Source organism: uncultured Alistipes sp., from assembly GCF_910580175.1.
GTDB lineage: Bacteria > Bacteroidota > Bacteroidia > Bacteroidales > Rikenellaceae > Alistipes.
This window is the reverse complement of sequence record NZ_CAJTXD010000003.1, coordinates 134439-147148: the sequence shown is the minus strand read 5'-3', so window position 1 is coordinate 147148 and position 12710 is coordinate 134439. Positions and strand designations below refer to the sequence as shown.

Sequence of the window (12710 nt, the reverse complement as noted above, 5' to 3'; positions counted from 1 at the left end):
CCTCTTTTTATGGAAACCCAAATCAAACAGCTGCTCGGCACGGTCGTCCATCCGGAAACCGGCACGGATATCGTGACGAGCGGAATGATCGAACACCTCGCCGCCACGAACGAGAAAAAAACCGTGGTACTGCGCTTTGCAAAGGCCCGCGACCCGTTTGCGGTCAAGATCAAAAACCAAGTGGAAGCGCTGCTCAAGGAACATTTTCCGCAATCGGAAATCCTGGTGGTCGTGAAAGAAGGCGGTCAAGCCCCGCGTCCCGAACCCAAGGAAAAAACCACGACCGGCTCCATCGCCCATATTGTCGCAATCGCTTCGGGCAAGGGCGGCGTGGGCAAGTCGACCGTGACGGCCAATCTGGCGATCGCCCTGCGCAACATGGGCTTCCGCGTGGGCATTCTGGACGCCGACATCTACGGCCCGTCGCAACCCAAGATGTTCGGCGTGGAGGGATACGTTCCCGATGCGGTACAGGAAGACGGCACCGATCTGATCGTTCCGGCCGAATCGATGGACATCCGTCTGATGTCGATCGGCTTCTTCATCAAACCGACCGATGCCCTGCTGTGGCGCGGCGCAATGGCCGTGAATGCCCTCAAGCAGATGATCCACCAGACGAAATGGGGGCCGCTGGACTTCCTGCTGCTCGACCTGCCGCCGGGTACGGGAGACATCCATCTGTCGATCATCGGCGAACTGAAAATCGACTCGGCGGCGATCGTCTCGACACCCCAACAAGTGGCCGTAGCCGACGTGGTGCGCGGCGCGGAGATGTTCCGCAACCCGAACGTGAACATCCCCATAGCAGGCATCATCGAGAACATGGCCTGGTTTACCCCCGAAGAACTGCCCGAAAACCGCTACTACCTCTTCGGCAAAGGCGGAGCACGCCGATTCGCCGAAGAAAACGGAATCGGCCTATTGGGCGAAATCCCCATCGTCCAATCGATTATGGAAGGCGCGGAGGAGGGGCGCCCGGCCACAGCCATCGACCCGCGGGTAGAACAACACTACCGTGAAATTGCAGAACGCATCGTTGAAAACGTGATGAAAAAACGTTGAAAACCCCGTTGAAAAGCGTCGGTAAATTCGAATAACTTCATCATGGAATTTTTGAGTTTTCCCGATCTGCAATCATATATACAGAATTCCGCCGATTCCAAAAATAGTTATTATTTTTTACGGTCAGATTATGCCCCCGGAAAATCGATGTCCCGTTAAAAAATCAAGAATGTCAATATGTTGAAATATAATTTGCACAATTGTGGAAAAAACAAACAAATTATTGATATTCACTCGTATATAAAATAATATAATGAATATTTTCGTTGTTGAACTGTTCACTTATCAGTTCGAAAATTATTTATGAACATTGTGAACACCCTTTATTTTCTTTTTTCTTTATATTTAAATTTAAAAAAGAAATAAATAATAAAAATGAAAGTCGATAACTCCGATTCGCTGATCCGACGCATCGAAACGCTCAAACGCGACAAGAATGCCGTGATCCTGGCACATTACTATACGACCCCCGCGGTGCAGGCTGTGGCCGATTTTCTGGGCGATTCGCTGGCCTTATCGATCCAGGCCCGCTCGGTCGAGGCCGACGTCATCCTTTTCGCAGGGGTGCATTTCATGGCGGAAACGGCCAAGGTGCTATGTCCAGACAAGAAGGTGTTGATACCTTGCCCGGAAGCGGGCTGCTCGCTGGCCGAATCGTGCGGGGCGGAAGCGTTCGCTGCCTTCAAGGCGAAGTATCCGGGGCATAAAGTCGTTTCTTATGTCAATACGACGGTCGAAGTCAAGGCGCTTACGGATATCTGCTGCACGTCATCCAATGCCTTGCAGGTCGTACGTTCCATTCCGGAGGATCAACCATTGATTTTCGCTCCCGACCGCAATCTGGGGGCTTATGTCCGCAAACTGACCGGCCGTGAAAATATGGTGTTGTGGGACGGTGCCTGCCATGTACATGAAGAATTTTCGCTTGAAAAATTGTTGGCGCTCAAAAAACAGCATCCTGGGGCGGCGGTAGTCGCCCATCCCGAATGCCGGGCATATATTGTCGAGACGGCTGATTTTGTAGGTTCTACGGCGGCGATTCTTGAATATTGCGGAATGAGCGATGCTGAAGAATTCATTGTGGTGACGGAAGCCGGCATCCTGGCTGAAATGCAGCGGCGCTATCCTGAAAAACGGTTTATCCCTGCGCCGCCCGACGATGAGAGTTGCGGCTGCAACAATTGTCGTTACATGAAGATGGTAACGTTGGAAAATATTATTGCGTGTCTGGAGAACGGAGCGCCGGAAATAGTGATCGACGAAAAAATCCGTAAACAGGCAGAACGTTCGATTTTGAACATGATAAATATAAAATGATAGGAACCATGAAGAAATTTTTGTTGTTGATCGCTGCCGTGTCGGTCTCGTTTTCGGCTGCGGCCGATGAGGGCATGTGGATGTTGCCCTACTTGCAGAAAATGAACATCCGGAACATGAAAATGCGCGGTTGCAAGTTGTCGGCCGAAGATATTTACAGCGTCAACAAGTCGTCGCTCAAGGATGCCATTGTTATCTTCGGCGGCGGTTGTACAGGTGAGATCGTATCGCCCGAAGGACTGCTGTTTACCAATCATCATTGCGGTTTCGGTGCGATCCAGGCTCTTTCGTCGGTCGAACATGACTATCTGAAAAACGGTTTCTGGGCCATGTCGCAAGCTGAAGAACTTCCGGCACCGGGGCTGAGCGTGCGTTTTATCCGCAAGATCATGGACGTAACGCCTGAAATCGTTGGCAATGTACCCTCTGTGGCCGGACAGCAGGAGTATCGGGAGATCACGGGGGAGAACATCAAAGCACTGACCGAAAAATTGCAGGGGGAATATCCCGGTATGGAGATCGATGTCAAGCCTTTCTTCGAGGGCAACCAGTATTTTGCTTTCGTGATCGAACGTTTTACCGATGTGCGCCTGGTCGGTGCGCCGCCCCAGTCGATCGGCAAGTTCGGCGGCGATACCGACAACTGGATGTGGCCGCGTCATACGGGCGATTTCTCGATCTTTCGAGTCTACGCCGGGCCGGACAATAAGCCGGCAGATTATTCGCCCGAAAATAAGCCTTACAAGGCTGAAAAATTCTTGAAAGTATCGCTTGGCGGTGTCGAGGAAAACGATTTCGCCATGATTATGGGTTTTCCGGGATCGACGCAGCGTTATGCCACGTCCTATGAAATCGACAACATGTTGCGGGTGTCGAATCCGCAGCGGATTTTCATTCGCGGCGAGCGCCAGGCGATTCTGTGGGACGACATGCTGGCCAGCGACAAGGTGCGTATCCAATATGCGTCGAAATATGCCCAATCGTCGAATTATTGGAAGAATTCGATCGGCATGTCGCGCGGCATCGAGAAACTCAATGTGAAAGCTCGTAAGCAAGCGCAGGAGGAGTCTTTTCAGCGTTGGGCCGAGGGGAATTCGCTGCCCGAAGAGGGATATGTCGATGCACTGCCCAAGATCTGCGAGGCCTGCAAGGCGATGGAGGAACCCGCTGCTGTGCTTCAGTATCTTTCCGAGGCTTTTTTGCGCGGCATCGAACTGTTGGCGCCGGCAATGACTTTCGCGCGTTCGTCGGAGATCAAAAATCCCGAAAAAACCAAGAAAGTAATGTCCGACTGGTATGGGGATTACAATGCTCCGACCGACCGTAAGGTAGCCAAGCGCATGTTGCGGATCGCCCGTGAAAACATGAAGACCTTGCCGTCGTTCTACACGGAGATCGTGGACAAGGAATTCGGCGGCGATACGGATGCCTATGCGGATTATGTTTACGATCATTCGATCTTTGCTTCGGAGGAGAGTCTGATGGCGTTGATCGATGATTTTTCGTCTGAAAAAGTGGCTGCCGATCCTGCTGTGGCATTGGGCAAATCGGTGCTCGAACTTTATGAGAAGCTGGCTGCGGAGTGCAAGGGTGCGGAGAAAAAACTCGCCGAGGGGCGCCGCAAGTATGTTGCCGGTCTGATGATTCAGCAACCCGACAAGGCGTGGGCTGCGGATGCCAACTTTACGCTTCGCCTGACCTATGGCCGTGTGCTGCCCTATGATCCGGCGGACGGTATCCGCTACAATCACTATACGACCCTCAAGGGTGTGATGGAGAAAGAAGACCCGAAGAATCCGGCTGAATTTACGGTACCGGAAAAACTCAAGGAGCTTTATCGTCTCCGGGATTTCGGACGTTATGCCGACAAGAATGGCGAGCTGCCTGTTGCTTTCCTTGCCGACTGCGACATCACGGGAGGCAATTCGGGTTCGCCGGTGCTGAATGCCCGCGGCGAATTGATCGGCCTGGCGTTCGACGGCAACTGGGAGGCCATGTCGGGCGATGTGGCGTTCGAACCCGAGTTGCAGCGCACGATAGCCGTGGATGTGCGCTATGTACTTTTCATTGTTGACAAGTTCGCGGGTGCGGGCTGGTTGCTCGATGAATTGCAGATCAAGTGATCGCGACGGAAACGATCTGAAAGATATGGTACGGTCGTTCGGAAAACTCGATTTTACCCTTGCCGGAATATTTTCGGCAAGGGTAATTTTTGGTCGTTGTTCGTAATGATCTGAAAAAAAGTTTTTTAATAACAGCTCTCTTTTAACCCGGAGTGGCCGGGATTAAGGTTCCGGCCAGTGTGGTACGTAGATTCAGCAATCCACTGGTAATATAAGGCGCAAAAAGGATAAATGCAAAAGGTTGGTACCGCCGGTTTCGGGTATCGACGATTCGGTGCAAGAACGTTTCATGCGCAAATAATTCAACGCTGAAACCTTAATGCAAAGATTCCGTGCAAAAACTTTTGCTTCTTGTTTTGCGGTGTTGCCAGTTGTCCATCCCAGTCTGTTCCGAAGTTACCTCAAAAATTCCTTCGGACCATTCATTCCAGCGATTGCTTCTTTTACCTGCCGCGGGCTACCGCCACGACGCGTCGGGAGCCTTGACGAATGTCAGCACGAACGGCTACTACTGGTCGTCTTCGTCCTACGCCGCAGGTAATATCAACGCAGGTTTCCTGAACTTCAATTCGGGCAACGTGAACCCGCTGAACAACGGTAATCGGGCTGCGGGTCTCTCCGTGCGCTGCGTCCAAGCATCTGCGCAGAGAGCTGTTTTTATTTTTCTTGAACGGCTATTTTTGATATGGGATCGGCTTTCTTTAAGGTTCGGAAATCGAAAGCTCCGGACGAATTGTGCGGACGGGCTGTAATTTATTGATCGGAATGCCTCTTTTTGTTAATTAAAATCACTACTTTTGAGACTGCAAAGCAATATTTTGGAACATGGCGTCTAAACAATTCAAACGTTATTTGGTGACTTCGGCGCTTCCCTATGCCAACGGTCCCGTACACATAGGTCATCTGGCTGGAGTTTACATTCCTTCGGATATTTATACGCGTTATCTGCGGTTGAGAGGCTGCGATGTGGTTTCGGTCTGCGGATCGGACGAACATGGCGTGCCGATCACGATCAAGGCCCGCAAGGAGGGCGTTACGCCGCAGGAAATCGTCGATCGTTATCATAACATCATTAAGGATTCGTTCGAACGGCTGGGCATGTCGTTCGATATTTATTCGCGTACCTCGTCGCCGACGCATGCCGCGACGGCTTCGGACTTCTTCCGCAAGCTCTATGATGAGGGTAAGTTTGTCGAGAAGACCTCGATGCAGTACTATGACGAAGAGGCCAAGACTTTCCTTGCCGATCGCTATATTGTCGGCACCTGCCCCAAGTGCGGCAATGACCGCGCCTACGGCGACCAGTGCGAGAAGTGCGGCTCCACACTCTCTCCCGAGGAACTGATCGACCCGCACAGCGCTGTGTCTGGGTCGGTACCTGTGAAACGCGAGACGAAACACTGGTATCTTCCTTTGGATCAATATGAAACGTTTCTACGAAACTGGATTCTGGAAGGTCATAAGGAATGGAAATCCAATGTCTACGGTCAATGCAAGAGTTGGTTGGACGGCGGTTTGCAGCCCCGTGCCGTGAGCCGCGATCTGGATTGGGGCATTCCGGTTCCGGTCGAGGGCGCCGAAGGCAAGGTGTTGTATGTCTGGTTCGATGCTCCTATTGGCTATATATCTGCTACAAAGGATTTTACGCCCGACTGGGAAAAGTATTGGAAGTCCGATGACACGAAGATGGTGCATTTCATCGGCAAGGACAACATCGTATTCCACTGCATCGTCTTCCCGTCGATGCTCAAGGCACATGGAGGGTATATTTTGCCCGAAAACGTGCCGTCCAACGAGTTTCTCAATCTTGAGGGCGACAAGATTTCGACTTCGCGCAACTGGGCGGTGTGGCTGCACGAATATTTGGACGAATTCCCGGGCAAGGAAGATGTATTGCGCTATGTGCTTTGCGCCAATGCTCCCGAGACCAAAGACAACGACTTCACGTGGAAAGATTTCCAAGCTCGCAACAACAACGAACTGGTGGCCGTGCTGGGCAACTTCGTGAACCGTGCCCTGGTACTGACCAAGAAATATTACGACGGTCTTGTTCCGGCGTGCGGCGAATTGAACGACTATGATCGCGAAACGATCGCTGAAATGGCGACTGTAAAGGGTTCGCTCGAAAGCAATATCGAACATTATCATTTCCGCGAAGCGCTGAAAGATGCCATGAACATCGCCCGCATCGGCAACAAATATCTGGCCGACACGGAACCCTGGAAAGTGATAAAAACCGATCCGGAACGGGTAAAAACCATTCTGAACGTAGCTTTGCAAATCACGGCCAACTTGGCGATCGCCATCGAACCTTTCATGCCGTTTTCAGCGACGAAGATACTGAAGATGCTCGCAGTAGAGAAGTTTGCCTGGGATTCGCTCGGCTCGGTCGATCTGATGGCGGTTGATCATCGGATCGGCGAACCGGAACTGCTTTTCGAGAAAATCGAAGACGATGCGATCCAGCGTCAACTGGACAAACTGGAAGCGACGAAAAAGGCCAATCAAGCGGCCGAGGCGTCGCAAAAAGTTGAGGATCAAAAGGAAGAAATACCTTTCGATGACTTTCAGAAGATGGATATCCGTGTGTCGACGATTTTGACGGCGGAGAAGGTGGCCAAAACCAAAAAACTGCTCAAATTGACGGTAGATACGGGCATCGACCAACGCGAGATCGTCTCGGGCATAGCCGAGCATTTCTCTCCCGAGGAGTTGATCGGCCGTCAGGTGCTGGTGCTGGTAAATCTGCAACCACGCGAATTGAAAGGTACTCTTTCGAGGGGCATGATTCTGATGGCGGAAGATGCCGACGGAAAACTGCGCCTGCTGGGGCCGGATGAAAAGACGGTCAACGGAGCGATTGTCGGATAAAAATACAAATTATTCGGTGACTGAAAAATCAAGAAACAGGTAAGTATTATGGCAAACATCGATTGGAATGCTTTGGGATTCGGCTATTGCAAGACCGATTTCAATGTTCGCTACTCTTTTGCCGATGGCAAATGGGGCGAGATGGAAGTGACGGACGACGAATATATCAAGATACACATGTCGTCCTATTGTCTGCATTATGGAATTGAACTGTTCGAAGGGCTGAAAGCCTTTCGGGGAGTCGATGGCAAGGTGCGGCTTTTCCGGGTCGAGGAGAATGCCAAACGGTTGCAATCATCGGCCGAGCGATTGTGTCTGCCGGTTCCGACGGTGGACATGATCGTGAAAGCCTGCGTCGAAGTGGTAAAACGCAATGAACGTTTCGTTCCGCCTTATGGTACTGGAGCGTCGCTTTATCTTCGCCCGGTCATGTTCGGCACTTCAGTCGGATTGGGTGTGAAACCCTCGGACGATGCGCTGTTGATCGTGTATTGTTCTCCTGTCGGGGCATATTTCAAAACCGGGATCAAGCCGATGCCGGTCGTGATCGACCGCGATCAAGATCGCGCTGCTCCACGTGGAACGGGCGATGTGAAGGTGGGCGGAAACTATGCTGCGAGCCTGCTTTCCGGTGAACGAGCGCACAAGATGGGCTATTCGAATGTGATCTATTTAGATGCAGCGGAGCATAAATATATCGAAGAATGCGGTGCCTGCAATTTCTTCGGAATCAAGGATGGAAAATATATTACACCGAAATCGCCTTCTGTGCTGCCGTCGATTACTAACAAAAGTTTGCGTCAATTGGCCTGCGACATGGGGTTGGAAGTGGAAGATCGGCGCATTCCGGTCGAAGAACTTCCGACGTTCGAGGAGTGCGGCGGGTGCGGAACAGCGGCTGTGATCTCCCCTATCGGTAAGATTTTCGATTTGCAGACGAACGATGTTTATGAATATGGCGACGAGGTGGGAAAGGTGTCGCTTGAACTTTATACTCGTCTGCAAGATATTCAGTATGGCCGGGCCGAAGATAAATACGGCTGGTGTACGATTGTAATGTAGGAATTGTTTTATACTCCCCTCTTTTGTTTGGCGATGCGTCTTGGGAACTTGTGGGTTTTTGCAGATGAAGAGTGTGCCCGAGTTTTAAAGATTGGATAGATGGCGAGATTTAGACAACGGGTGTGTTTTTGCTGACAAGAGGAGGGTTAGTAAGAGAGACGGCTTTTAAGCCGTCTCTCTTATTTTTTATAGTAGGGTGTTGAATTTGTGCGTGGAGTCTAACTGCTGTTCCACGTGGAACGAATTTTTGTGTTTAACAAGGTGTGGCGTCTTGTGTTGGTGTTGATCGACTGGGGTTTGTGGGGTTTGCGATGTCTGGATTTAGGCCGACTTTGTAAAAAAAAGAGTGAACTGTGTCTTGTGTAAAACCGAAACAAGAGTCTTATGTTCGATGAGACGGAGCTTTTTTTGTTGCCGGCGAGCTGCTTGTGCTGTATGTAATGAAGCTGTTGTGGGGATGTATAGACGGGTCTTTATGGGGCGGATTGTGTGGTGGTTTTGTGATCGAATTTTGTATAAGTAAACAAGGCTGTCGATAAAAGGCGGGGGCTTTGTTTTGCGCTTCTTTGTTCTACGTGGAACGGGCTGCTTTTTTTGTTGGTGTGTAAAATGATGTCGTGCACAGAAAATGTGCGCAGTGTTGTTTGGGATTGCCCTATGTGTTTTATTATCTTCCGAATTTTACCAGCAATACGTTTATGTCTGCAGGCGAGACGCCCGGAATGCGCGATGCCTGGCCGATGGTTGCAGGATGGATGCGTCCCAGTTTCTGACGGGCTTCGATGGTCAGGGCCTGCAATTGCGAATAGTCGAAGTCATTGGGGATGGCGATGTTTTCCAAACGATGCAATTTATTCGCGATGAATTTTTCGCGTTCAATGTATCCCCGGTACTTTATCTGTATTTCAGCTTCTTCGATCGCGTCGGAAGAAATCTTTTGCGTCGTCAGGAATGCTTCGAGATTCGGCAGAACCTTGCGCAGCGATTCGATCGTCACATTGTTGCGCATCAAGATGTCGTTGAGCTTCCGTCCTTGAGTCAAAGGCTCCGAACCGACCGATTTTAAATAGTCGTTGATTTCGCTTGCTTTGATGCTCTGTTCGCGGGCGAATGAAACAAGCGATTCTACGAACGATTTTTTTTGCAGGAAATCGTCGTGGTTTTTGCGCGTTACCAGGCCTATTTTATGACCGATTGGCGTGAGTCGCAAGTCGGCGTTGTCTTGGCGCAGCAAGATGCGGTACTCTGCGCGCGAGGTAAACATGCGGTAGGGTTCGTCGACGCCTTTGGTTACCAGGTCGTCGATCAGTACGCCGATGTAGGCTTCGTCGCGTTGCAGTACGATCGGCTCCAGCCCTTGCAGTGCCCGATGCGCATTGATGCCGGCCATCAGACCTTGGGCTGCGGCTTCCTCATAGCCGGTCGTGCCGTTTACTTGACCGGCAAAGTAGAGGCCGCACACCAGCTTCGTTTCGAGCGAATGATGCAGCTGCGTCGGCGGAAAGTAATCATATTCAATAGCATAGCCGGGGCGGAAGATGTGGGCGTTTTCCAGACCGCGGATTTTGTGCAGCGCCTCCAGCTGGATTTCCCAGGGCAGCGACGACGAGAAGCCGTTGAGGTAATATTCGTTGGTGCTGCGACCTTCGGGTTCGAGGAAAAGTTGATGTTGTTCCTTGTCGGCAAAGGTGCGGAGCTTGTCCTCGATGCTGGGGCAGTAGCGCGGCCCGATGCCCTGGATCGTGCCGTTGAAAAGCGGCGAACGGTTGAATCCGCTGCGCAGAATGGCATGCACCTCGGGCGAGGTGTAGACCATGAAACAAGGAAGCTGGTTCTCAACGGGATGCGTGTCGGACGAAAAGGAAAATTTGGCCGGATGTTCGTCGCCCTCCTGCACCTCCAGTGCCTCGAAGTCGATCGTACGGGCGTCCAGTCGGGCCGGAGTGCCGGTCTTCATGCGCCCGATTTCGAAGCCTAATTCTTTGAGACTCTGTGTGATGCCGTGTGACGCGGCATCTCCTGCCCTACCCCCTTCGGCCTGCGAAGCCCCGCAGTGCATCATTCCGTCGAGGAACGTCCCGGCGGTCAGCACGACGGCCCGGCATGCGAATTCGACCCCCATACGGGTGCGCACGCCTCGGATGCGCGCCTGCGGGCCGGAGGTGTCGAACAGCAGTTCGGTAGCGGTATCCTGCCAGATGTAGAGGTTCCACGTGTTTTCGAGCGTATGGCGCCACTCTTCGGAAAACCGTGTTTTGTCGCATTGCGCCCGGGGACTCCACATGGCGGCGCCTTTCGAGCGGTTGAGCATGCGGAACTGCACGGCCGTGAGGTCGGCGATGCGTCCGGTCTGGCCTCCGAGTGCGTCGATTTCTCTGACTATCTGTCCTTTGGCAACACCTCCTATGGCTGGGTTACAGGACATGGCGGCCATTTTCGTCATGTCCATCGTAAGCAGCAGCGTCCGCGAGCCGAGGCGGGCCGCAGCGCAGGCCGCCTCGCATCCGGCATGACCGCCGCCGATGACTATGATATCGTATTGAAGCATAACGATTGAAAGGAAATTCGATCGGAAACTTATTATACGGCAATGTCGCATTCCTCTGTCGGATGCGATCCGTTTGCATCCGTTTCGTGCCGGATTTCGGGCAAAGGTAATGAATTATTCTTGATCGGCGGCCGGCTCTCCTGTGGATTTTAGATGCCGCAACCGACGATTCGTTCAGTGGCATGAAAAAAGCGAGTCCCGGAATGCGTTTTCGGAAAAATAATAGTATCTTTGTTCGTTAAGCAAGTCTTTTGCGCAGCATTCGCCGGGCGCAGGTGCGGAATTTCCCGTACGAGTGCAAGAGACCGCGTGCAGGGCGGGTTTGCCCGACTATGTGCGGCAAGAGGTGTGCCGAGTTCGTTTTGCCCGACTGCATGCGACGGTTTCTCGGTGCGCCGTCTGCCGGCCTGGAGAATGGGTACGCTGCCGGAAAAAATGGGCATGCCGCTGGAAAAATGAGCGTGCCGCCGAAAGCAAAGGGTTCGAGCCAAGAAAGATGTTCGATGCAGGAACGATGACAAACAAAAAATAGAGCTATGTACGGAAAGATCAAGGAGCATTTGCAGCACGAACTGGCAGAAATCAAAGCCGCCGGATTGTACAAGAACGAACGAGTGATCGAGTCGCCCCAGCGGGCCGAAATCGAAGTGGCCGGCCGCAAGGTGCTGAACTTCTGTGCCAACAACTATCTGGGCCTTTCAGACAATGCGCGGCTGATCGAAGCGGCGAAAAAGGCGATGGACGCCCGGGGTTACGGCATGTCGTCGGTACGTTTCATCTGCGGCTGCCAGGACATCCACAAGGAGCTGGAGAAGGCCGTGTCGGATTATTTCGGAACGGAGGATACGATTCTTTATGCAGCTTGTTTCGATGCCAACGGCGGCGTTTTCGAACCCCTCTTCGGCGAGGAGGACGCCATCATTTCGGATGCACTCAACCATGCGTCGATCATCGACGGCGTGCGTCTGTGCAAGGCCGTGCGCTATCGTTATGCGAACGCTGACATGGCTGAACTGGAGGAGTGTCTGAAGAAGGCTCAGGCGCAACGTTTCCGCATCATCTGCACCGACGGCGTTTTCTCGATGGACGGCAATGCGGCGCCGCTGGACCGAATCTGCGAGTTGGCAGATAAATACGATGCTTTGGTAATGGTGGACGAATGCCATTCGGCCGGCGTCCTGGGCAAGACGGGCCGCGGAATCACGGAACTTTACAACTTGCGCGGCCAGGTGGACATCATTACCGGCACGCTCGGCAAGGCTTTCGGCGGTGCCGTGGGCGGTTTCACGACGGGCCGCAAGGAGATCATCGATATGCTGCGTCAGCGGTCGCGTCCGTATCTGTTCTCGAACTCGCTGCCTCCTGCCGTGGTCGGCGCCGGCATCGAAATGTTCCGCATGCTGGCCGAGAGCAACGAATTGCACGACCGTCTGGCGGCCAACGTAGAGTACTTCCGTACGAAGATGATCGCCGCGGGATTCGACATCAAGCCTACGCAGTCGGCCATCTGTGCCGTGATGCTCTACGATGCCAAGCTGTCGCAGGATTTTGCAGCGCGGCTGCAGGAAGAGGGTGTTTTCGTGACGGGCTTCTACTACCCTGTCGTACCCAAGGGCCAGGCCCGCATCCGGGTGCAGGTGTCGGCAGGCCATACCGCAGAGCAGCTCGACCGGTGCATCGCGGCATTCGTCAAAGTCGGTAAGGAATTGAACATCATCAAATAACAG

The 12710-nt window shown here is 52.5% G+C and carries 7 protein-coding genes; 6 read left to right on the top strand and 1 reads right to left on the bottom strand.

Annotated features, from left to right (window positions below):
• Nucleotides 1-9: 9 nt before the first annotated feature.
• The 5 genes from QZ298_RS05030 to QZ298_RS05010 all read left to right on the top strand — a co-directional run bounded on the left by QZ298_RS05030 (nt 10) and on the right by QZ298_RS05010 (nt 8435).
• Nucleotides 10-1062 carry an Mrp/NBP35 family ATP-binding protein gene (locus QZ298_RS05030; protein WP_296006108.1) on the top strand — a complete coding sequence of 351 codons (1053 nt, stop codon included), beginning with the start codon at nt 10-12 and terminating at the stop codon, nt 1060-1062.
• Between the two features lie 375 nt (nt 1063-1437).
• Complete coding sequence (nadA, locus tag QZ298_RS05025) at nt 1438-2379, top strand: quinolinate synthase NadA (RefSeq protein ID WP_296006105.1); 942 nt, start codon at nt 1438-1440, stop codon at nt 2377-2379.
• Between the two features lie 8 nt (nt 2380-2387).
• Complete coding sequence (locus tag QZ298_RS05020; RefSeq protein WP_296006102.1) at nt 2388-4502, top strand: S46 family peptidase; 2115 nt, start codon at nt 2388-2390, stop codon at nt 4500-4502.
• An 825-nt stretch (nt 4503-5327) separates the two neighbouring features.
• Nucleotides 5328-7373, top strand: coding sequence for a methionine--tRNA ligase (gene metG, locus QZ298_RS05015; RefSeq protein ID WP_296006099.1), 2046 nt, complete (start codon nt 5328-5330; stop codon nt 7371-7373).
• Between the two features lie 48 nt (nt 7374-7421).
• Nucleotides 7422-8435 carry a branched-chain amino acid aminotransferase gene (locus tag QZ298_RS05010; RefSeq protein ID WP_296006096.1) on the top strand — a complete coding sequence of 338 codons (1014 nt, stop codon included), beginning with the start codon at nt 7422-7424 and terminating at the stop codon, nt 8433-8435.
• A gap of 667 nt (nt 8436-9102) precedes the next feature.
• Here the strand turns inward: QZ298_RS05010 and mnmG are convergent.
• The gene (gene mnmG, locus QZ298_RS05005) at nt 9103-10983 is read right to left on the bottom strand and encodes a tRNA uridine-5-carboxymethylaminomethyl(34) synthesis enzyme MnmG (RefSeq protein ID WP_296006093.1); all 1881 of its coding nucleotides are present in this window, start codon (nt 10981-10983) and stop codon (nt 9103-9105) included.
• Between the two features lie 536 nt (nt 10984-11519).
• Here mnmG and kbl point away from each other — a divergent pair.
• The gene (gene kbl, locus QZ298_RS05000) at nt 11520-12707 is read left to right on the top strand and encodes a glycine C-acetyltransferase (protein ID WP_296006090.1); all 1188 of its coding nucleotides are present in this window, start codon (nt 11520-11522) and stop codon (nt 12705-12707) included.
• The last annotated feature ends 3 nt before the right edge of the window (nt 12708-12710 follow it).

Excerpts from the sequence above, each read along its gene's own strand:
- metG (WP_296006099.1), top strand. The coding sequence starts at position 5,328 with ATGGCGTCTAAACAATTCAAACGTTATTTGGTGACTTCGGCGCTTCCC.
- mnmG (WP_296006093.1), bottom strand. The coding sequence starts at position 10,983 with ATGCTTCAATACGATATCATAGTCATCGGCGGCGGTCATGCCGGATGC.
- QZ298_RS05010 (WP_296006096.1), top strand. The coding sequence starts at position 7,422 with ATGGCAAACATCGATTGGAATGCTTTGGGATTCGGCTATTGCAAGACC.
- QZ298_RS05020 (WP_296006102.1), top strand. The coding sequence starts at position 2,388 with ATGAAGAAATTTTTGTTGTTGATCGCTGCCGTGTCGGTCTCGTTTTCG.
- QZ298_RS05030 (WP_296006108.1), top strand. The coding sequence starts at position 10 with ATGGAAACCCAAATCAAACAGCTGCTCGGCACGGTCGTCCATCCGGAA.
- kbl (WP_296006090.1), top strand. The coding sequence starts at position 11,520 with ATGTACGGAAAGATCAAGGAGCATTTGCAGCACGAACTGGCAGAAATC.
- nadA (WP_296006105.1), top strand. The coding sequence starts at position 1,438 with ATGAAAGTCGATAACTCCGATTCGCTGATCCGACGCATCGAAACGCTC.